This is a genomic window from Novosphingobium mangrovisedimenti (assembly GCF_025153475.1).
In the GTDB taxonomy this organism is placed as follows: Bacteria; Pseudomonadota; Alphaproteobacteria; order Sphingomonadales; family Sphingomonadaceae; genus Novosphingobium; species Novosphingobium mangrovi_A.
This window is the reverse complement of the sequence record NZ_JANZXA010000005.1, coordinates 190,723-212,077: the sequence shown is the minus strand read 5'-3', so window position 1 is coordinate 212,077 and position 21,355 is coordinate 190,723. Positions and strand designations below refer to the sequence as shown.

Here is a 21,355-nt window from a genome sequence, read left to right as displayed (position 1 = left end):
ACGCATAACATACTGTTACAAACGCTGGACCCGCGCCGGATGTGGCCTTACCTGTCGGGCCATGGCCACTGCCTCTTCCCATCTTACGCTGCTTTCGGACGTTCACGGAGACGACGCCGACCGCAAGCAGGTGCTGATCCGCGTTGCGTACGAACTGCTCGACGAAAGCGGTCTGGAAGGCCTGACGATCCGGGCTGTCCTGTCCCGTGCCGGTCTAGCGCGCCGTGCCTTCTACGAATGCTTCCAGGGCAAGGACGATCTTGTGCTTGCCGTCTTCGACAGTTCGCTGCGCGCCGCGGCGCTGCAGTTCCGCGACATGACGGAGAATTGCGAAAGCCCCGAGGAAGCACTGCGCTCGATCATCACGGGCATCGTCGTGGGGCAGATGGGCTACGATCACATGGGCGCCAACCGCCGCGGCGCGGCGCTCAGCCGCGAGCACTTGCGGCTGGCCCAGACGCGCCCCGAAGAACTGCAGTCGGCGCTGCAGCCGCTGCTCGACCTGATCGCCGGACTGGTTAGCCGGGGCATTGCCGCGGGCCGCTTCCGCAAGACCGATCCGCAGATGCAGGCGCGGCTGATCTACAACCTCGTGTCGACCACGGTGCACACGATGCTGCTTGCCGAGGAAGGCGGGATCGCGGAGCCTATCGAGCGTGAGGAACTGGCCGAGGACATCTGGGAATTCTGCCGCCGCGGCATTGTCGCCTGAGAGGCGTTACAGCGGCTCCACCCGTTCGAGCAGGCGGTCGATGTCGGCGGGGTGGGCAAGGCCCGTGCCGGCGCGCAGGACAGCGGCCGAGCCGGCGGCGATGCCATGGCGGAACGCTTCCAGTTCATCCTTGCCCATGTGCAGGGCGAAGACCATGCCGGCCACGAAACTGTCGCCCGCTCCCACGGCGCTGGCCGCCTCGATCTTCAGTGCGGGAAGGAATACCGGGCCGGCCTCGCGGGCCAGGACGGCGCCCTCATGTCCCATGGTGACAGCGACGAGGCGGGCCTTGCCGGCCTCGACGATGCGCATCGCCTCCCTGCCGATTTCCCCCGGCGTATCGAGCGTTCGGCCGACATAGTGCTGCAACTCGCCCTGGCTGGGCTTGACCAGCATGAGCGAGCCGGCGTCGATGCCGTGGGCGAGCGCGGCCCCGGAGCTGTCGAGCACGAGCTGGATGCCGCGCGGGCGCAGCAATTCGGTGACGCGGGCGTAGAAGTCCTCGGGCACGCCCGGCGACAGCGAGCCGCTCATGACCATGATGCCGCAATCGGCCTGTGCCAGCTGCTCCAGGCATTCGCGCCATTCGCTTTCGCTGATGGTCGGGCCGCGCGGGGTGAAGCGGAACTCCTTGCCGGTCTCCCGTTCGAGCACGGCGGACGCGACGCGGGTGGGGCCGGCGATCGGAATCCGCGTGCGCACCAGCTGGTGCCGGTCGATGAGGCCGTCGAGCGCGGGGCCGGTCGCGCCTCCCGAGAGGTAGTAGCAGCGCGCATTGCCGCCCAGCCGCACGAAGACGCGCGCCACGTTGATGCCGCCGCCGCCGGGCGCGTACCATTCGTTGTCGGTGCGCATCTTGTGGGTGTGCTGCACTCTGGGGACATCGTAGGACACGTCGATTGTGGGATTCATCGTCAGTGTGGCGATGCTCTTCATCGGGGAATGCTCCGGCGGGAAGGGGGGCTGGAATCTTGCATCATTATGCGCCACCTTTCATGCGCCCGGTCAACAGGATAACTACGGGAGAGGGGCGATCAAGTTCCAGCCGCTGCATCGCGATTTCGATGTCGAGGTGCTGGGTTTCGATACCAGGAAGGGCGGAATCCCGGACGAGATCGAGAGGCTGCGCGCCACATGGGACGAGCATGGCCTGCTGCTGTTTCGCGGGAGCGGACCGCTATCGCCCGAGCACCAGCTCGAAATCGCATCGTGGTTCGGCCCGCTGCCGGTGGCCAACAGCGGTGCCGGCAGCGGGACCGGCGATTTCGTCAGGGTGCTGCACAACGACGATGCCGCGGGCTCGGTCGTGCTCCCGTTCCATTCGGACCTGACCTACACCGACCATCCGATACGCGGCATCTGCCTTCAGGCCGCGCGCCGGCCCGGAACGATCAGCGCGGAGGCGGGTTCGGGCTTGCCGAACAGATAGCCTTGTCCCTGAAGGCAGCCTTCCTCGCGCAGGTAGTCGCGCTGGACCTCGCTTTCGATGCCTTCCGCCGCGACCGTCAGGCCGATGCTTCTGCCCAGTCCGATCACGGCGCGGATCACCGCGCGGGAATTGGCTTCGCTATCGAGGTTGAGAATGAAGGACTTGTCGATCTTGATCTTGGTGAAGGGGTAGTTGAGCAGGTAGCTGAGCGACGAGTAGCCGGTGCCGAAATCGTCCAGCGAAATGCCGATGCCGAAGGCGCGCAGGTTGCGGATGATCGCCGCCGGGCGAGGACCCTTTTCCATCAGTACCGCCTCGGTGATTTCCAGTTCCAGCCGCTCGGCGCAAAGGCCCGAGGTCGAGAGCGCGTTGATCACGGTGCTGAGCAGGTTGCCGTTGCGGAACTGCAGCGGCGAGACATTGATCGAGACCTTGATGTGCTCCGGCCATAGCGTTGCTTCGACGCAGGCCTGGTAGAGCACCAGCCGCCCGATCTGGTCGATGAGGCCCATTTCCTCGGCAATCGGCACGAAGACGTCCGGAGGTACCAGGCCGCGCGTGGGGTGATTCCAGCGCAGGAGCGCCTCGTAGCATTCCACGTCGCCGGTCTCGAGGTTGACCAGCGGCTGGTAGTGCACTTCCAGTTCGTCGTTCCGTACCGCAGCGCGGAAGTCCTTTTCGAGGCGGTTCTTTTCCTGCGCGGCAATATCCATGCGGGCTTCGAAAGCACGGCAAATGCCGCGTTGCTCGTCCTTGGCGGCATAGAGCGCGAGGTCCGCATAGCGCATCAGCGTTTCGGGGTCGCTGCTGTCGTAGGGCGAGGAGGCGAGCCCGACCGTCGCGCCGATGTGGATCAGGTGTCCGCGCACGAAAAACGGCTCGGACAGCGTGGTGATCATCGATCTGGCGACCAGTTCGGCCTGAGTCAGGCTGCATCGGCGGAAGATGATCGCGAATTCGTCGCCGCCAATCCGGCACAGCAGCGCATCGGGCGGGATCAGCTCGAACATGCGTCGCGCCGCTTCGGTCAGCACGGCATCGCCGAACATGTGCCCGTAGGTGTCGTTCACCGCCTTGAAGTGATCGAGGTCGACCAGCGCGATGGTGATCGTCTCGTTCGGCCCGGCATTGCCCAGCACGTCGATCAGGTGTTCGCGGCAGTGCGAGCGGTTGGCAAGGCCGGTCAGCTCGTCGTGGCGGGCCATGTGCGCCATGCGCTGTTCGATGCGCCGGCGCTCGGTGACGTCGAAGATCGAGACGATCGTGGCGGGATAGCCTTCCAGCTGCGAAAGGCGCGTGGCGATCACGGCTTCCACGCCCGATCCGTCGCGGCGCAGCATCTGCCAGCAGTCGTTGGAGCCGGAGTAGTAGTCCGTGGCGAGCATTTCGGAAGCGCTGGGCCAGAGGACCTCGGGAAAGAGCGCGCCGGCGGCGAGGCCGGCCATCTCGTGCGCGGCATATCCGAAGAAGGCGCAGGCCGCGTCGTTGGCGGAGCGTACCATGCCGCGTTCGAGGTCGTAGACGAGCATCGCCACCGGGTTGCGTTCGAACAGCAGGCGGAAGTTTTCTTCCTTGTGCTTGAGATCGGTGATGTCGACCCGGACGCCGATCGTGCCGCAGCCTTCGATCCTGCGCTCCTCGATCATGATGCAGCGGCCGTTCGACAGCCACTGTTCATGCCGCCTGCCGGGCTGCCTGAGCTGTGCGAGGCGGTGGGTGAGCCATTCTTCCTCGTGGCCTACGGCTTCGGGGTAGTCGCCGCGCTCGACGCCGATGCGCAAGGTGTCGGCCAGCTTTACGCCCGGCTTGAGCAGGTCGGCCGAGCGGGCGTAGATCTCCGCGTATTGCCTGTTCCAGAGGATGTAGCGGTCTTCCTCGTCGAGGAAGACGATGCCTTGGGGGAGCGCCTCGATCGCCTCGCGCAGCCGCTTTTCCGCGCGCGAGGCTGCCTGCAGGGCATGGTCGAGCGGTTGCAGAGTCTGTCCGCAGTTCGCAAGTCCGGGTTGTTCTTCAGGAAACCGACGATGCACGTTGAACCCTCACGATGCCCGGCAGGCTATGTTGCGAATGTTAATTTTCTTTCCAATGATGCAGCAAAAAATGTCGTTTCGCAGTCACTTGTCTGGAAAACGGGCGTGCGGCGGCGATGGGCGGGCACGCCCCGAGGCAGTGGCCTGACAGACCGGCCGTTCTGGCGCCGCGTCAGAAGTTGGCGGCTTCCGCCAGCTCCATGCTGGGAGCCGCGCCGGGCGGGCCGAAGTAGTATCCCTGAGCCTCGTCGCAGCCTTCGCTTTCGAGAATCCGGAGCTGGCTTTCGTTTTCGACGCCTTCGGCCAGAACCGGGATGTCTAGGCTCCTGCCCAGCGCGAGCACGGCGCGAATGATCGCCCGGGCCTGGCTGTTGCTGTCCGATCGCAGCAGGAACGACTTGTCGATCTTGATCTTGTCGAACGGGAACGAGTGCAGGGTGTCGAGCGAGGAATAGCCGGTGCCGAAATCGTCGATGGCCACGCTCACTCCCATTGCCTTGAACTGGCGAAGGCAGTGCAGGGCACGCAGCTTGTCGGCGATGATCGCGGTCTCGGTGATTTCCAGTTCCAGCCGACGCGGCGAAAGCCCGGTTTCGACCAGGATCGTGCGGACCAGGTCGACCAGGCCCTGCTGGAGGAATTGCACGGGCGAAAGGTTGACGGCGACTTTCTGCTGCACCGGCCAGTGCCGGGCCTCGCGGCATGCCTCGCGCAGGACCCATTCGCCGATCGCGAAGATGTCGCCGGTCTCCTCGGCCAGCGAAATGAATTTGTCCGGCGCGATCACGCCGCGCTTGGGGTGATGCCAGCGCACAAGCGCCTCGTAGCCGGACAAGGCCCCGGTCTTGAGCGAGCGTTGGGGCTGGTAGAGCAAACGCAATTCGCCATGCGTCACGGCGTGGCGCAACTCGTTGGCCAGCTGGCGGCGGGCCCGGGCGTGCTCGTCCATTTCGGCTTCGAAGAAGCAGACCGTCTGCCCGATGGTGGACTTCGCCCGGTGCATCGCGAGATCGGCGTTGTTGAGCAGCGTCTCGCGGTTCGTTCCGTCCCTTGGATAGAGCGCGACGCCCAGGCTGGCCCCGACCGTCACGCGGTGGCCGCCTTCCTCCAGCGGGGAAACGATGCAGTCGTGCACGCGGGTGATGAATTCCTTGAGTTCCGCCATGTCGGCGAAGGACTTGGCGGCGGCGAATTCGACGCCGCCCAGCCGCGCGATGGCCTCGCCATCACGGCAGCCCGCGACGAGGCGGTCCGAAATGGCCTGCAGCACGCGGTCCCCGGCGGCATGGCCATAGGTATCGTTGATTTCCTTGAACCGGTTGAAGTCGATGGCGACGACGGCAACCTGGCGCCTGTTCCGCGCGGCCTGCTCGATCTTGCTGTCGAGGCGCAGGCAATGACGGGCGCGGTTGGGCAGTCCGGTGAGCGGATCGTGCAGCGCCATGTATTCGATCCGGGCCTCGGACCGGCGCTGTTCGGTGATGTCGGTGCAGGTCGTGACCCAGCCGCCGCCCGGCAGCGGTCTGTTGGTGATCGAGACGGCGCGGGCATCTGCCAGGTCCTTGACGATCGGGGCGCCGTCCTCTTCGAGCGCCGCCTCTTCCAGGTTCCGCCGGATGGCCCACTGCAATTCGGCTATATGCTCCGGGCCGTCCGGGTGCATGAAGCCGGAAACGATCAGCCGTCCGAGCGGCGTCCCCGGGGTGCAGTCGGCCGCATCGAGCGCCCACAGGTCGCGAAAGCGTCGGTTGCAGAACACCACGCGTTCCGAGGCGTCGAAAAGGCACAGGCCTTCCTGCAGGCTTTCCATCGCGGTATCGAGTTGCCGCGAGGTCCTGGCGACCTTGTCCTGGGCCTGCCGGGTCCGGGTGACGTCGTGCGTGATGAACGAATAGCCCAGGTGCCCGCCGTCCTTGTCGCGGACCATCTCGATCGTGCTGTCCGCCCAGAAGTGCGTGCCGTCGCGCCGCTCGCAGCGCCAGAGACCCTTGCACACGCCCGTCGTGGCGGCGGTTTCCAGCACTTGTTCGGGCACGCCTTCGGCGCGGTCGCGGACCGTGAAGAGACGGGCGATCGGCATGCCGGTCATGTCCTGCGCCGAATATCCGGTGAGGTGCTCCACGCCGGCATTCCACTGCGCGACACGCCCCTCCCGGTCGAGCATGCAGATGGCATAGTCGGAGGCGTTCTTCACCAGCAGCGACAGGCGTTGTTCGCTGCAGTCGCGCGCGGCCCGGGCGCGCCGGAATGTCGGGAGCAGGGCCGCAATCGCAAGGGTGCCCGCCACCAGGGCCGCGACGATCATTTCCGGCCGGTGCTGGTCCCCGAACAACGGGAACAGGTTCGCAAATGGATAGGCGAGAAGCTCCTCCATGCGGACATGGCTAGGAGACACGTCCTTTCCGCAGGCGAAATCGGTTTCTGCGCAATTTCCCTGAGTACGTGCAGAGCAAGTGTAAATGGATGTGCCGCGGGGTGGAAAACGAAATGGCCCGCCGCACCAGATGGGCGGCGGGCCAAGCTTTCCTCCCCAGGAAAACTCGCAGATTGTCCGGCGTCACGCGACGCGACGGACCTGCCTGCGGTCAGCGCCGGGCGGCGCTGCCGAGGCGGTGATAGAGAGCGGAATACTTGGACGAGATGGGATCGTCCTCATGGGCCTTCAGGTAGAACAGGACCGCGTCCTGCAGCAGCTTGAAGTCCTGGTTCGAGAGCACCGCGCGTGCGCGGGCCGGTTCGGTCGTCGTGGTGGTCATTTTCACGTTTCCTTTCCTTTGCTCGCGTGGTTGATTCCCGTGAGCGGGGTATTTGCCGAGCGGGGCAAGGGTCAAAAGCGCCCCGCTCGGCAATCTCATATGTTCGCGCGTGGCGCTCACGCCGCGAACTGGTTCATCGTATTGTGCTCGCCGCCGGCCTTGAGGGCCGCTTCGCCGGCGAAGTATTCCTTGTGGTCGTCGCCGATGTCGGAGCCGGCCATGTTCTGGTGCTTCACGCAGGCGATGCCCTGGCGGATCTCCTGACGCTGCACGCCCTTGACGTAGCCGAGCATGCCCTGTTCGCCGAAGTATTCCTTGGCGAGGTTGTCGGTGCTCAGCGCCGCGGTGTGGTACGTCGGCAGGGTGATGAGGTGGTGGAAGATGCCCGCCTCGCGCGCCGCGTCCTTCTGGAAGGTGCGGATGCGCTCGTCGGCTTCTGCCGCCAGATCGGTGCCGTCGTAGTCGATGCTCATCAGCTTCGCACGGTCATAGGCCGCCATGTCGCGTCCCTCGGCTTCCCAGGCGTCGAACACCTGCTGGCGGAAGTTGAGCGTCCAGTTGAAGCTGGGCGAGTTGTTGTAGACCAGCTTGGCGTTGGGCATGACTTCGCGGATGCGGTTCACCATGCCGCCGATCTGGCCGATGTGTGGCTTCTCGGTCTCGATCCACAGCAGGTCCGCGCCGTTCTGAAGGGCGTGGATGCAGTCGAGCACGCAGCGGTCCTCGCCGGTTCCCGGGCGGAACTGGTAGAGGTTGCTGGGCAGGCGCTTGGGCTTCATCAGCTTGCCGTCGCGGCTGATCAGGACTTCGCCGTGGCCGACGTTGCCGGCCTCGACTTCCTCGCAGTCGAGGAAGCTGTTGTACTGGTCACCGATGTCACCGGCGGCGCGGGTGAAGGCGATCTGCTTGGTCAGGCCGGCGCCGAGCGAGTCGGTACGGGCCACGATCAGGCCGTCGTCGACGCCCAGTTCCATGAAGGCGTAGCGGATCGCGCGGATCTTCGCGATGAAGTCCTCGTGCGGGACGGTAACCTTGCCGTCCTGGTGACCGCACTGCTTTTCGTCCGAAACCTGGTTCTCGATCTGCAGGCAGCAGGCGCCGGCCTCGATGAACTTCTTGGCGAGCAGGTAGGTCGCCTCGGCATTGCCGAAACCGGCATCGATGTCGGCGATGATCGGAACGACGTGCGTTTCGTAGTTGTCGATCGCGGTTTCGATGCGCTTGGCTTCCATCGCGTCACCGGCATTGCGGGCCTTGTCGAGATCGCGGAACATCATGCCGAGTTCGCGGGCGTCGGCCTGCTTGAGGAAGGTGTAGAGTTCTTCCACCAGCGCCGGGACCGAGGTCTTCTCGTGCATCGACTGGTCGGGCAGCGGGCCGAACTCGCTGCGCAGGGCGGCGACCATCCAGCCCGAGAGGTAGAGGTAGCGCTGCTTGGTCGAGCCGAAGTGCTTCTTGATGGAGATCATCTTCTGCTGGCCGATGAAACCGTGCCAGCAGCCCAGCGACTGCGTATAGTTGGCGGGGTCCGCATCGTAAGCGGCCATGTCCTGGCGCATGATCTTCGCGGTGTAGCGGGCAATGTCGAGACCGGTGCGGAACCGGTTCTGCAGGCGCATGCGAGCGACCGATTCGGGCTCGATGCCGTTCCAGTTGGGTTCGGTGCCGATGGCCTGGCCGGCTTCGACGATCTTGCTCTGGTAGGTCACGATTCGGGTATCCCTTGAGGAAGAATGTTGCTGTTCGATGCCCGCCAAGTAGGCATAAGTTTCGCGGTCCGAAACCGTCCGCGAAGTCTCGTTGTCAAACTTTACAGATTTTCCTTGTAAAGTTGTGCTGTTATGACAAAAGCTGTGTGAATGGCAGAAAACCGCCCCCTTTACCTCGGCCCCCGGCTGCGCCGCCTGCGGCGCGAGATGGGGCTGACACAGCAGGCCATGGCCGACGATCTGGAGATCTCGCCCAGCTACGTCGCCTTGCTCGAACGCAACCAGCGCCCGGTCACCGCGGACATGCTGCTGCGCCTCGCGAAGACCTATCGGCTCGACATTGCCGACCTCGCGGGCGACGATGGCGAGGACTACACGCGGCGGCTGACCGAAGTGCTGCGCGATCCGATCTTTGCCGACATCGATCTGCCCGCGCTGGAAGTGGCCGATCTTGCCACCAGCTTTCCCGGCGTCTCCGAAGCGCTCCTGCGCCTGCACAGCGCCTATTCGCGCGAACAGCAGGCATTGGCGGAGCAGCGCGCGGCCGGGCCCGGGCTCGACGAGAACGAGCCGGTGCGCGAGGCGCAGTACTTCCTTGCCAGCCGGCGCAACTATTTCCACGCGATCGACCAGCGCGCGGAGGATCTGGCGGCCGAGATCGAGCAGGCCGGCGGCGCGGTCGCCTGGCTGGGCGGGCAGGGCGTGCGCGTGCGTTTCCTGCCGCCCGACGTGCTGATGGATTCGCTGCGCCGCTTCGATCGGCACAACCAGCAGTTGTTGCTGGCCGATACGCTTGACGGCGCCAGCCGCGCTTTTCAGATCGCAACCCATATCGCTCACACCGCGATGCGCACCGAGATCAAGCAGACCTTACGGGCAGAGAGCTTCTCCGGGCGGGCCACCGCCACGCTGCTCCTGCGCGCGCTGGCGGGATATGGCGCGGCGGCGCTGCGCATGCCCTATGGCAAGTTCGCCCGCGCGGCCGAACAGCGCGGCTACGACATCGATGCTCTGTGCAGCCTGTTCGGCGTCAGCTTCGAACAGGTGGCGCACCGGCTCACCACGCTCCAGCGTCCGGGAGAGGAGCGCGTCGGCTTCTTCTTCATCCGCGTCGACGAGGCGGGCAATGTTTCCAAGCGACTCGACGGGGCCGGGTTCCCCTTTGCCGCGCACGGCGGTGGTTGCCCCTTGTGGAGCGTCCACCAGGTGTTCCGCCGCCCGGGAGAGATCGCCACGCAATGGCTCGAGTTACCGGGGGGCGAGAGGTTCTTCTCGATCGCGCGCACCGTCGTCGGCGGGGGCAGGGGCTATGGGCGGCCGCGGGTGATCCGCGCCGTCGCGCTTGCCTGCGCCGCCGAGGAGGCAGGCCGGCTTGTCTATGCCGGCAAGGCCGATCCCGCGAGCGAACCGGGTACCCCGATCGGCGTGACCTGCCGCCTGTGCCACCGTGCCGCCTGCACGGCACGCGCGGTTCCGCCGATTGGCAGGGACGTACTGGCTGACGACTACCTGCGTGCCGCGCAGCCTTATACTTTCGCCGAAAGCTGAGAGACGCTTGCGTCTCTAGCCTCTCTCTTTCTTCGTCATTGCGAGCCGGAGGCGAAGCCTGTCCTGAGCGGCTGCCGCAAGCAGCCAGCCGAAGGGCAATCCAGGGCGGTTTGCGCCGACTCTGGATTGCCGCTCGGCTTCGCCGCTCGCAATGACGAAGCGTGTGCCGGGGACGACAAAGGAGGCGGCCTTGCCCTTGCGTTGCACGCGATTTTCCTCAATACCGACATAAGATTTGTAATATCGAACTATGTTCGGTCCGGCGATGGTCAGGGCTAGACACTTGTCTTGCGTGTTTGCAGATTGCAGGATCGCCGGGAGAAGGGGCGCGTGCGCATGCGGACAGCGGCCGAGCGAGAGGATGACGGACAGTGAGCACTGAAACGGACGGCCAGGTCACACCGGGGTCCGCCAAGACGTTCCCGCAACTCGTGCGCGCGGCAGCGGCCGCCTATGGCGACTCCCCTGCCGTGGTGCTGGAAGACGGTGACGCTGTCGTCGAAGCGGTCTCCTATCGCGAACTCGACACGCGTTCGGCGCAGATCGCGAAGGGCCTGATCGCGCGCGGCATCGGCAAGGGCGCGCGGGTTGGTTTCATCTTCGGCAATGGTCCCGGTTTTGCGCTGATGCTGGCGGCGATCAGTCGCATCGGCGCGATCGCGGTGCCGATCAGCACGATGATCCGCGCGAACGAACTCGTGCGCGTGCTGCGCCAGTCGGACGTGCAGGGCGTGGTGATGACGCGCACCATGCTTGGCAAGGACTACGTCGAGCGCATGCTGGAGGCTCTGCCCGAACTGGAAGGCCAGGACAGCGGCACGCTGCGCGTCAAGCGCGCGCCCTACTTGCGCTGGATCGTCTCCACGGGCGAGGACCTGCCCTCCTGCGTCGCGCCGATGACCTTCCTGACAGATCCCGCGGCGACGGTCGATGACGAGTTGCTGCGCGAGATCGAATCGGAAGTACACACCACCGACCAGATGGTGGAGATCTACACCTCGGGATCGATGGCGCTGCCCAAGGGCGTGAAGCACAACCACGGTCCGGTCCTGTTCCGCAGCCACACGATGCGCGCGATGATGGAGCACGTCCCCGGCAAGCGGGTGCCCTGCATGCTGCCGATGTTCTGGGTCGGCGGGCTGATGATGTACCTCGTGCCCGGCTGGGAGGCCGGTTCGGTGGTCGTGTGCACCGAGCGCACGCTCAGCAACAGCCGCTTTGCCATGGGCAGCGTGCTGGCGGAGGAAGACCTCAAGACGATCCAGGGCCCCAGGCCGTGGTGGGGCCTGGGCATGAGCGAAACGCTCGGCCCCTATTCCTGGGGCGACGATTTCCGCGCGCCGGGCCGCCCGGTCTGCGCGCCGATGGACCACTTCGGCCCCGGCTACGAGATCCGCATCGCCGACGAGGACGACCGCCCCGTCGCTGCAGGCGAAGTGGGCGAAATGCAGGTTCGCGGCTATCCGCTGGCGAGTGGGCTGCACAAGATCGAGAAGTCCGAGCACTACACGCCCGACGGCTACTACCACACGGGCGACATGTGCGAGGTGGAAGACAGGCCCGAGGGCCGCCGTATCCACTTCGTTGGCCGCAACGGCGACATGATCAAGGTCGCCAGCTCCAACGTCTCGCCCGCCGAGGTCGAGATGGAACTGCAGACGCTCGACGGCGTGCACAGCGCCTATGTCGTCGGCGTGCCCGACAAGGAGCGCGGCAACCTGCTGGTGGCCGCCGTCGTCCCGCGCGACGGGGCGACGCTCGATTTCGAGGCGATCGAGGCCGAGATGCGCCGGCGCCTGTCGAGCTACAAGGTCCCGCGCGCCTATTTCGAGCTGGCCCGCGAGGACGTGCCGCTGCTCCATTCCAACAAGGTTGCCCGCCGCGAGATTGCCCGGATGATGGCGGAGAAGCTGGGGCGGGTGGAAGCCTGATCCGAACACCTGCAGCGTTCGCCCTGATGAACAGGTGTGTCTATTGACGAACCGGACGGCCCGACATAGGCGTGATAGTTCGAAATAGCGAAAGACCTTATGTCGCGTTCCTCCCCCGGCGTCGCCCGCGTGGCCGCCATTCTCAACTTCATTGCCGACCACCCCGGGCAGGCCTTCGCCCTGACCGATCTCGTGCGCGCGTTGAAGCTGAGCCGCGCCACCTGCCATGCGCTGCTGACCGGGCTCGTCGACGTCGGCTATCTCTACCGCACGACCGACAAGACCTACGTGCTCGGCCCCGCGCTCGCCGCGATCGGACGCACCGCCGCCGACCATTTCTCGCCGCTGCAGGTCGCGCAGCCGGAAATGCGCAGCCTGGCCGACGAGTTCGACGTGGTTTGCGGCGCCTACTTCCTGGAAAGCGACACCATTCACTTGCGCGAACGCGCGGCCTCGCTCAGCCATGTCGGCTATCCGGTGCCGCTGGGTACGCGCATGCCGCTGCGCTGGATCCAGGCGATGTCGTTCTTCGCGCGTTCCCCGCGCGAGGCGGAAAGCTGGATCGCGCGGGCCGAGCCCGATCTGGGGCCGGAGCAGCTCGACCTGTTCCGTGGCGGTCTGGATTTCGTGCGCGAGCACGGCTTCATCGCGCTCGTGCGCCGTCCCGGAACGGCGGCGATGGACGAGGTGCAGGGCATCGGCGCCGGCACCGAGGACCCGCCGGTCGTGCCGCAGCTCACGCTGCAGGACGACAAGGTCTACCCGCTGATGGCGCTGATGGCGCCCATCTACGACAGCCGCAACCGGGTGACGATCTCGCTGGTCATGGCCGGTTTCCACGGCGCGATGACCGGCCCGAAGGTCACCGAGGCCGGGCGCCGCCTGGCCGAGGCCTGCGAGCGCATTTCCGTCTTCCTCTCCGGCCGCGCCGCCTCCGCCGACTGATTCCGGTTCCGTCGATCGGAACCCGAGATCACCCTTTTCATCATTGCTTCGCCTTCGCCTCCTCGCTTGACCGCGCCGCTTTGCGTCCGTATCAAATAAGCGAAAATATATTCGCAATGTCGAACTTCACCGTCCGGCATCTGCGGGAGCGGGAGAGTGGCCTTGTCTGACGTGATCGTTGCACCCGAAACGCGGGATCTTGAGGAACTGGCCGCACGGCTGGCGGACTGGCTGTCGCGCCGGCTGTCGGGGGCGAGCGGCATCGCCATCACCAACCTCGCCTATCCGCGCGGTGCCGGGCAGAGTCACGAGACGGTGCTGTTCGACGCGCGCTGGGACGAGGGCGGCCGCACCCGCGAACAGGGCTGCGTGGTGCGCATCAAGCCGAACAGCTTCACCGTGTTCCCCGACAACCTGTTCGACGAGCAGTACCGGATCATGAAGCTGCTGGCCGAGGACGGGCAGGTCCGCGTCGCCCGCCCGCTCTGGTTCGAGGAGGACCCGGGCCTGCTCGGCAATCCCTTCTTCGTGATGGAGAAGAAGCAGGGCCGCGTCCCCGTCTCGATCCCGCCCTATGCGCGCGAGGGCTGGCTCAGGGATTCCAGCCCCGAGCAGCGCCGCACCTTGTGGCGCAACGCCGTGGGTCAGCTCGCCGCGATCCAGCGCGTGCCGCTCGACGGCATGGAGTTCCTGCAGGGGCCGCCAGGCGCGACAAGCGGCCTTGCGCAGGAGTGGGACAAGTACACCCGCTTTGCCCGCTGGCTGCAGGACGTGGAGCCGCTGCCGGTGCTCGACGACGCACTGGCGCGCCTCCAGTCGCTATGGCCCGCGCAGCAGCCGGAGGGCCTCGTCTGGGGCGACGCGCGCATCGGCAACATGATGTTCGACGACAACTACGACGTCGTCGCGGTGATGGATTGGGAACAACCCTCGCTCGGCGGCGCGCTGCATGATCTGGCGTGGTTCTGCGAGCTGTCGGAGACGATGCACGGGCCGAACGCGGTCCACGGCGCCCCGCTCGAAGGCATGGGCAGCCACGACGAGACCGTGGCGCTGTGGGAAGAGATCAGCGGCAAGTCCGCCGAGGGGCTGGACTGGTACGAGGACTTCGCCCGCTTCAAGATGACCTGTACCGGGATACGCCTCGGCCACCTGCGCGGCACGCCGATGATGGACGAAGCGACGATGCGGCGGCGGTTGAAGGTGTGAGGGGATTGATGGGCCGGTTGGCGACCGTCGGTTTCGGAGCGATGAATAGCAACTTGCTGCCGTTCCCGTTTTTTATCGTAGGACGGTGAGCGCTGACATTGCCGACGTCAGCGATGGGTCAAATAGTAGACTTTTACGATTTGCAGGGCATCTTGCCTGCTTCCCTCACCTGGACTTGAGGCGACGTCCATTTTACATGACATATTGTGGTAATGCAGCTCTTCAAGATCGCCGCTAGCGCGTTAGTGCTACTAGGCTTGGGCTCGTGCTCGCAACTTTTTCTCGTGAAAGCGGCGCTGATCGATGGAGAACTTGTTTTCACGAGTAGCGATGATGATGTCACGGCCTACCCGTGGTGTTGGGGAAATCTCACCATTGTAGATGAAGATGGGCGCGCTGTCTGGGAGTTCGAAGTTCCTTACGGGGCTTTCAGCGGCAGAGATGAGTGTGGTCCTAATTTCCCAATTCGATATGGCCAAGCGCCGCCGAAGGCTGAAACGATGGTGGAGCCTCAAGCACTCGAAAGCGGCAAAACTTACGTGATCACTGGTCGGTCCGCTGGATTTCTGGAAGGGGCCTTTGAATTCCAAAAGACAGATGCGGGAATGAAAATTCAAAATCTATCTCCGGGAAGTGAAATAGCGCTCAGAGCGCGCGACGCTTATTTTGCTTGGCAACGGGATCACGATCCTTCGAGAGTTTCCCAGAGGCCAACTGAATATAGTCCATTCGTAGAACCACCGCCGGTGTCGATCCCGCATGATTATCGCAAGGGAACATCTGGGCGCGATGACCTTACGTGGGTCCTCGGTCCCGACGAGTGGTGGAACATGCCATCCCTCAGCTATCAAGACCTCAACGGCGAGCGAACAAAGTTCAATCTATGGTGCCGTTACACCAATGGTCCGGTATATGCTCGCGTGACGCCGCCTGCGAAGAAGGGGGCGTCATTAGAGATCAGCTCTGGACGGCACCACATGGCCGTTCGAGTAATCGGTGCTGGAAATCCCGGCGAACGGACACGGATAGATGCAGTTCTGCCATGGGATGCTGCCCTATTTCGAAGCTTTGCCGAAACTGGGAATCTGACGCTCGAAACTGCGCGGGGGACCATCGAGATGAATGCGATAAACAATAAGGAGCGCGCGGTCGTAAGTCGATTTTTTCAGCTTTGCGCAGGCCAACTGCCGCATCCGGTGAACGAGAAAAATGGTTCGTAAAGCTGGACCGCACGCTATTCCGCTCCCCGCCCAACTCTACCCCTGACCGTATGGGCGGCATCTGGAAACGGACAGACAGCTCTCAGGAACGTCAAATCAGATTTGGAGCGGCCTACTTGGGCGCATAGCTGCCATTGGCAGGTTGTTCGCTGGGCGGCTCTCACCGACAAACCATTTTCCTACTCGCTCCGCTTCTGACACACTCCGACTTGCTCTTTGAAATCCTCGGATTCCCGCAGTCCGCAAGCCTGCGAATGCAGCAAAGTGACACATCCACCCCAGGGTGACACCTGTTTCCTCAAGACAGTGTAAACCGTGTCAACCGGGTGTCACCTTGTGACGCGGCGGCGGGGTAGGATCGGGCCTCAGCGCAGCAGCACCGGCAGGCCCGAGGGGCCGCGTTGCTCCAGTCCGCCGGTCATGAACGGGGCGGGGGCGCCGGGGTCGAGGCGCAGGTTCGGGAAGGCGTCGAACAGGGCGTTGATGCCGCGCGCCATTTCCACGTGGGCGACGTTCATCCCCAGGCAGCGGTGAGTGCCGAGGCCGAAGGCCATGTTGGTAAGTTTGGGGCGGTGGATGTCGTAGGCGTCGGGCCGGTCCCACCGCGAGGGATCGCGGTTGGCGGGGCCGAGGCCGAGTTCGAGCACGTCGCCGGCCTTCAGCGCGTGGCCGTAGAAATCGATGTCCTCCAGCACCAGCCGGTAGTGGAACGGGGCGGTCGGGTCCCAGCGCAGGCCTTCCTCGATGGCATCGCTCACGAGATCGCGGTTGGCCTTGACTTGCGCGAGCTGGTCCGGGTGGGTCAACAGCGCGAACAGGGTGATGCCCATCTGCCGCCACGAAGTGCCGCCGCCCGCCACCATCACCAGCTTGGCATGGGTGGTGATCTCCTCGTCGGTCAGCGGGCGCGGGGGCTCGCCGGGCAGGCGCAGCACGGCCTCGATCATGAAGCTGACGAGGTCGTCCTGACGCTCCTTGCGCCGCGCCGTCACCAGATCGTGCAGCACGCTGTCCACCAGCGCCCGGTTGCGCATCCGGTCTTCCATGGTGACGCTGCGGCTGGCGCTGGTGCTGTTGAGATAGGCGTGGCGGAAGCGCAGCGCCTCGTCGCCCGCAAGGCCCAGCGCGGTGGTGATCGTATAGACCGGGATGCGCGCGCAGTATTCGATGTTGAGTTCGGCGCGGTCCTCGCGGCCGAGCCGCTCGATCAGGCGTGCGATGATGCCGTCGATGGTCTTGGCCCGCCACCAGGTGAGCGCATTGGCCATCTGGAACATCGGCTGCACGGTGCGGCGGTAGGCGCGGTGGCGCGGCGGGTCGAGTTCGAGCAGGCCGGTGCCTTTCTCGCCCACCTTGGGGTTCATCTGGACTGTGTTGGAGAAGACTTGCGGGTTGCGGAAGGCGGCCTCGCACGCCTCGTAGCCGAGCGCGGTGTAGTGCAGGCGGCCCACGGCGTTCTGGTGACGCTCGTAGGTCATGGGCAGGCCGAGCAGCTCGCGCAGCTTGCCCTTGTGCACCGGCGCGGCCGCGCGCAGGGCATGGATGTCCTGCGTCACGTCGCGGTCGATGAAATTGCCCATCGCCTCGGCCTCGCGGCGGACGTCGTAGAGCTCCCGGTAGAGCGGATCGTCCGCCGTGAGGACGTCGTCGGGCACGGCCGTGTCTTCCAGCAAGGGTTCAGTCCAGACCGAGCAACTTGCGGCAGTTGCCGTTGATGATGGCCTTCACGTCTTCCTCGGGCACACCCTCGAAATCGCGCAGGATGATCTGGCGTGACTTGGGGAAGGTGGTTTCCGAGTGCGGATAGTCGGAGGACCACATGATGTTCTTCCCGCCCGGAAGATCGCGACACAGGATGCCGGTGCGGTCCTGAATGAACGAGCCGTAGACGTTGCGGTCCATGTAGTAGCTGGGCGGTTCCTTGAGCGCGCTCTTGGTCCAGAAGCGCTGCTTTTCCCAGGTGCGGGTGATGTATTCGGCGTACCACGCGAACCAGCCCACGCCGCTTTCCATCGAACCGATCCTGAGGTCGGGGAAGCGGTCGAAGATGCAGTTGAAGATGAAGATGCCGATCGGTTCGGCCATCGCCATCTTGCTCATCGGCATGTCGGGCAGGAAGAATTCGGCCTGCCCGAAACGCGGCACCCGCGCGCCGAGGTGGAAGGTGATGACGACGCCTTCGTCGCAGATCGTCTTCCACAGCTTGTCGAATTCGGGGTTCGAATACTGCAGCTCGCCATGCGGATCGCCGGTGAGCGCGGCGACCTGGCCCGACTTCATGTTCTTGACGTTGGACGAGGTTTCCCAGGCCTTCCTGTTCTGCGGGAAGGCGGGCAGGTTGATCGCCCGGAAGCCCTTGCGGGCGAGGCGCCTGACATGCTCGCAGGTCTCGTCGATGTCGCGCATCGGCACGTAGCCGACGGGATGGAGGCGGTCGGGCGCGACCGAGCAGAAGTCGAGCACCCAGTTCTGGTAGGCCTCGTAGCTGGCGAGATAGAGCTCATCGTCAGTGGTGCCGAGCGGGCCGCCGCCGAACAGCAGTGCCGCGTCCATGCCGTCGGCGTCCATGTCGGCAAGGCGGGTGACGGGCTCCCAGACCTTGCGCTGATCCGCGAGGCGGCCCTTCATCTTGAAGTTCTCGCCCGTGCGGCCGGCCTGGTTGTTGATCATCATGAACGGGCGACGGTTGCCCTCGAAGCAGATGTAGTCCCCGTCCTCGCCGTGCTCGATGGTGGGCGCGCGGACCTTGAGGTGCGAGGGCAGGTAGTCCTTCCACATGTCGTGCGGCGGATCGATGTGCGCGTCGGCATCGAAGATCGGGCCGTAGTGCCACTCGGTAACCTGACCGTCCCGGATCGCCGGATCAGCTTCGCTCATCTCGCAGTCTCCTCTCCTGCCGTTTTCCGGCAATTTTCGTTAATTCGAAATAACGAACTAAATATCGCAATGTTGAACTATTGAGTCAAGGGTGCGACTCGTCGTCAGTCGCGCCTGAGGATCATTGCGCCGTACCCGTAGCCGCCGTTGGAGATGATGCAGGTCTTCGCATCCTCGACCTGCCGGCCGCCTCCACGGTGCCAGAGCTGCACGGTCGCCTCGTGGATATGCCCGTAGCCATGGAAGCGCCCCGCCGAGAGCTGGCCGCCACCGGTGTTGAGGGGAAGTTCGCCATCGAGGGCGATGCGCTTCCCCCCCTCGACGAAGCGGCAGGCCTCGCCGCGCGGGACGAGCCCCAGTGCCTCCATCCACATCCACACGTGGATCGAGAACCCGTCGTAGATCTGCGCGCAGTCCATGTCGGCGGGCTTCAGGTCGGTGCGCGACCACAACATTTCGCCGGCCTTGTGCGCGGCGGGCATGGAGGTGAAGTCGCCCTCGTAGCGCCCCACCCAGAGGCCGCCCACCGCCATGCCCATCGATTCGATGTGCAGCGGCGGGTTTTTCAGGTCCTTCGCGGCATCCCTGTGCGAAACGACGATCGCGGTCGACCCGTCGATATGCGAGTCGCAGTCGAGCAGCCGCAGCGGCGTGGAGATCACGCGGCTGGCGAGGTAGTCATCGAGGCTCAGCGGCTTGCGATAGACCGCATTCTCGTTGTGCGCGGCATTGCGGCGGTTGTTCACCGCAATCATGCCGAGCTGTTCCTCGTTGGCGCCGTACTTCTCGAAATAGGCCTGCGCGTAGAGCGCGAAGGTGTTGATCGGTGACAGCGCGTTGAACGGCACGGTCCAGGCGTTGTTGCCCTCGACCCGGTTACGGGAACCGGACATCAGCGTCGAGGAGCGCGAGGCCATGCGCGCGGTCGCCTGCGCGACCGATCGGAACACGACGACATGGCGCGCCAGCCCACAGGCGATCGCGGTGATCGCGTTGAAGATCGGCGCCATGTGACTGAAGCCTTCGGCCGAGGCGAGAGTCCAGTTCGGATCGATGCCCAGCACGGCCGCCGCCTCCGACGGGCTGACCGGCGCGATGCCGCCGCCTTCCGCCGACTTGCCGGGATAGCAGGCAATGCCGTCGATGTCGGAGACCTCGAGCCCCGCATCGGCAATCGCGGCCAGACAGGCGTCGGCGGTCAGTTGCAGTGCGGTGCGCGAGGAGGGGCGCCCGACTTCGGATTGCGCCGCGCTGGTAATGCAGGTGAGTTTTTCGGGATGGAGGGTCATGCCACGCCTCCCGTTTCATCGGGACGGAACATGGGCAGCCAGACGTCTTCGTGCTGTTCGAAGGCGACTGTCACGGGCATGCCGAGGCGCGCGGCCTCGACCGGTGCGAGAAGATTGGTGAAGACGTAGAGTTCGCTCTGCTCGGCCAGTTCCACCACCGCGAAGACGAAAGGGACCTGCAGGCCGGGCAGCCAGCGTTCGTGGTTGATCGTGTAGCTGGCGATCCGGCCCTTGCCTGAAACCGGCGCCGGCGCGACGGCTTCGCTGCCGCAGGACGAGCAGCGCGGGAAGGGCGGGTGCTGCCACGTTCCGCAGGATGAGCAGCGCTGGATGCGCAGCACGCCGTCGGCGCCGGAGGTCCAGAAGAACGCGCTGCCGGGTTCAAGTTTCGGCAGCTTGCGGGCGGGGGGAATCGTCTCGCTCATCAGAACACCACGCCTTGCACCTTGAGGTCGATGATCTGGTCCTCGTCGTAGCCGAGGCTTTCCAGAACGGCATCGCTGTCCGCGCCGAGTTCGGGCGAGCGGGTCGAGGACATCGCCTGCCCGTCGAAGACCATCGGCAGGCCCACCATCGGGATCTCGGTGCCATCGCCATAGTCGACGTGCTTGAGATAACCGTTGGCGCGGGCCTGAACGTCGTCCTTCATCTCGCCCACGTCCTGAACTACGTCCCACTGGCCTTGCTGGCGCGAGAGGATGTCCTTCCATTCGGCGAGGGTCTTGCCGGCGAAAAGGGCTTTCACCTCGGCATAGCAGGCATCGATGTTTTCGCGCCGGGCCCGGGCGTCGGCGAAGCGTGGGTCGGCCGCCAGGTCGGGGCGCCCAGCCACGTCGCAGAACGGGGCCCAGTACTTGTCCGCCTGCAGCATGCACAGCGCGAGGAAACGTCCGTCAGAGGTGCGATAGTTGCTGACCAGCACGTTGTTGGGCTTGTTCGCGGGCGGCTTGGGGAATTTCTGCACGCTGTCTGCCGTCGCTTGGCAGATATAGCGTTGCATGGACCACATCGCGGTGCCGAGAAGCGAGACGTCGACCGTGGAGGCTTCTCCCGTCAGCGCCCGCTTGGCGATGGCCGCACAGATCGCGCCGGACAGCATCGAGCCCGAAAGCGTGTCGCCGAAGGCCGGCCCCGGTGGACCGACCGGATGATCGGCGTAGTCCTCGGTCAGCGAGGAGGAAATGCCGCCGCGTGCCCAGAAGGTGATGGCATCGTAGCCGCCCTTCTCGCTTTCCGGGCCGGCAGGGCCGACCGCGCTGCCGCTGGCATAGATCAGGTTGGGGAACCTGGCGCGGATCGTATCGGGATCGATCTGCATCGAACGGCGGGCGGGGGGGAGCAGGTTGGTCAGGAACACGTCGGCGTCGGACAGCAGCTTGTAGAGCACGTCGCGGCCCGCCTGCTGCTTCAGGTCCAGCGTGATCGAGCGCTTGCCGCGGTTGTAGCTTTCCCACGAATAGTCGATGCGGCGGCCTTCCTCGTTGAGCCCGCCGATCTGCAGCCCGCGCAGCGGATCGCCACTGGGCGGTTCGATCTTGATGACGTCGGCGCCCAGGTCCGCGAGCATGCCGCCGCAGGCGGGCACAAAAGCCCACATCGCGACTTCGACGACTTTGATTCCTTCCAGCGGCTTGCCCATGGCGACAGTGCCTCTCCCGTGTTTCTCTCGTTTACGGCCGCCTTTTCGCGATGGCCCGAGA

At 65.0% G+C, this 21,355-nt stretch carries 18 protein-coding genes; 7 read left to right on the top strand and 11 right to left on the bottom strand.

All coding sequences use genetic code 11. The annotated features are described in order from the left end of the window. Positions 1-61 precede the first annotated feature (61 nt). On the top strand, positions 62-712 hold the full coding sequence (locus NZK81_RS09610) for a TetR/AcrR family transcriptional regulator (RefSeq protein ID WP_260045905.1): 651 nt from the start codon (positions 62-64) through the stop codon (positions 710-712). 6 nt (positions 713-718) lie between these two features. Here NZK81_RS09610 and NZK81_RS09605 read toward each other — a convergent pair whose 3' ends face one another. Continuing rightward, positions 719-1,648, bottom strand: coding sequence for a 1-phosphofructokinase family hexose kinase (locus tag NZK81_RS09605; RefSeq protein WP_260045904.1), 930 nt, complete (start codon positions 1,646-1,648; stop codon positions 719-721). Between NZK81_RS09605 and NZK81_RS09600 the strand changes: the two genes are divergently transcribed. Further along, positions 1,638-2,141, top strand: coding sequence for a TauD/TfdA dioxygenase family protein (locus NZK81_RS09600; RefSeq protein WP_260045991.1), 504 nt, complete (start codon positions 1,638-1,640; stop codon positions 2,139-2,141). The two genes, NZK81_RS09605 and NZK81_RS09600, sit on opposite strands and share 11 nt — an antisense overlap. Here the strand turns inward: NZK81_RS09600 and NZK81_RS09595 are convergent. The 4 genes from NZK81_RS09595 to NZK81_RS09580 form a co-directional block, all read right to left on the bottom strand. After that, positions 2,078-4,171 (bottom strand): putative bifunctional diguanylate cyclase/phosphodiesterase, encoded by a 2,094-nt coding sequence (locus NZK81_RS09595; RefSeq protein ID WP_260045903.1) that lies wholly within the window; start codon positions 4,169-4,171, stop codon positions 2,078-2,080. The genes NZK81_RS09600 and NZK81_RS09595 overlap by 64 nt on opposite strands. Before the next feature lie 172 nt (positions 4,172-4,343). Continuing rightward, on the bottom strand, positions 4,344-6,545 hold the full coding sequence (locus tag NZK81_RS09590; protein WP_260045902.1) for a putative bifunctional diguanylate cyclase/phosphodiesterase: 2,202 nt from the start codon (positions 6,543-6,545) through the stop codon (positions 4,344-4,346). 211 nt (positions 6,546-6,756) lie between these two features. Next, positions 6,757-6,927 (bottom strand): hypothetical protein, encoded by a 171-nt coding sequence (locus NZK81_RS09585; protein WP_260045901.1) that lies wholly within the window; start codon positions 6,925-6,927, stop codon positions 6,757-6,759. Between the two features lie 116 nt (positions 6,928-7,043). Next, a complete protein-coding gene (locus tag NZK81_RS09580) occupies positions 7,044-8,636 on the bottom strand; it encodes an isocitrate lyase (protein ID WP_260045900.1) in 1,593 nt (530 codons plus the stop codon). Between the two features lie 150 nt (positions 8,637-8,786). Here NZK81_RS09580 and NZK81_RS09575 point away from each other — a divergent pair, with 150 nt between their 5' ends. Next, positions 8,787-10,184: a helix-turn-helix domain-containing protein gene (locus tag NZK81_RS09575; protein ID WP_260045899.1), complete on the top strand. Its 1,398-nt coding sequence runs from the start codon at positions 8,787-8,789 to the stop codon at positions 10,182-10,184. Between the two features lie 15 nt (positions 10,185-10,199). Here NZK81_RS09575 and NZK81_RS09570 read toward each other — a convergent pair whose 3' ends face one another. Further along, complete coding sequence (locus NZK81_RS09570) at positions 10,200-10,391, bottom strand: hypothetical protein (protein ID WP_260045898.1); 192 nt, start codon at positions 10,389-10,391, stop codon at positions 10,200-10,202. 164 nt (positions 10,392-10,555) lie between these two features. Here NZK81_RS09570 and NZK81_RS09565 point away from each other — a divergent pair, with 164 nt between their 5' ends. The 4 genes from NZK81_RS09565 to NZK81_RS09550 all read left to right on the top strand — a co-directional run bounded on the left by NZK81_RS09565 (position 10,556) and on the right by NZK81_RS09550 (position 15,489). After that, positions 10,556-12,115 carry a class I adenylate-forming enzyme family protein gene (locus tag NZK81_RS09565; RefSeq protein WP_260045897.1) on the top strand — a complete coding sequence of 520 codons (1,560 nt, stop codon included), beginning with the start codon at positions 10,556-10,558 and terminating at the stop codon, positions 12,113-12,115. Between the two features lie 99 nt (positions 12,116-12,214). Further along, positions 12,215-13,060, top strand: coding sequence for an IclR family transcriptional regulator (locus NZK81_RS09560; RefSeq protein WP_260045896.1), 846 nt, complete (start codon positions 12,215-12,217; stop codon positions 13,058-13,060). 156 nt (positions 13,061-13,216) lie between these two features. Beyond that, positions 13,217-14,269 carry a phosphotransferase family protein gene (locus tag NZK81_RS09555; protein ID WP_260045895.1) on the top strand — a complete coding sequence of 351 codons (1,053 nt, stop codon included), beginning with the start codon at positions 13,217-13,219 and terminating at the stop codon, positions 14,267-14,269. Between the two features lie 212 nt (positions 14,270-14,481). Next, entirely contained in the window at positions 14,482-15,489 is a 1,008-nt protein-coding gene (locus NZK81_RS09550; protein WP_260045894.1) for a hypothetical protein, read from the top strand. 365 nt (positions 15,490-15,854) lie between these two features. Here the strand turns inward: NZK81_RS09550 and NZK81_RS09545 are convergent, their stop codons facing one another. The 5 genes from NZK81_RS09545 to NZK81_RS09525 all read right to left on the bottom strand — a co-directional run bounded on the left by NZK81_RS09545 (position 15,855) and on the right by NZK81_RS09525 (position 21,294). Beyond that, positions 15,855-17,162 (bottom strand): cytochrome P450, encoded by a 1,308-nt coding sequence (locus tag NZK81_RS09545; RefSeq protein ID WP_260045893.1) that lies wholly within the window; start codon positions 17,160-17,162, stop codon positions 15,855-15,857. 4 nt (positions 17,163-17,166) lie between these two features. Further along, positions 17,167-18,366 carry an amidohydrolase family protein gene (locus NZK81_RS09540; RefSeq protein WP_260045892.1) on the bottom strand — a complete coding sequence of 400 codons (1,200 nt, stop codon included), beginning with the start codon at positions 18,364-18,366 and terminating at the stop codon, positions 17,167-17,169. Positions 18,367-18,470: 104 nt separating this feature from the next. Beyond that, a complete protein-coding gene (locus NZK81_RS09535) occupies positions 18,471-19,655 on the bottom strand; it encodes a thiolase family protein (protein ID WP_260045891.1) in 1,185 nt (394 codons plus the stop codon). Next, positions 19,652-20,080, bottom strand: coding sequence for a Zn-ribbon domain-containing OB-fold protein (locus NZK81_RS09530; protein WP_260045890.1), 429 nt, complete (start codon positions 20,078-20,080; stop codon positions 19,652-19,654). The genes NZK81_RS09535 and NZK81_RS09530 overlap by 4 nt, the downstream gene beginning before the upstream one ends. Continuing rightward, entirely contained in the window at positions 20,080-21,294 is a 1,215-nt protein-coding gene (locus tag NZK81_RS09525; RefSeq protein ID WP_260045889.1) for a CaiB/BaiF CoA transferase family protein, read from the bottom strand. The genes NZK81_RS09530 and NZK81_RS09525 overlap by 1 nt, the downstream gene beginning before the upstream one ends. Positions 21,295-21,355: the final 61 nt, after the last annotated feature.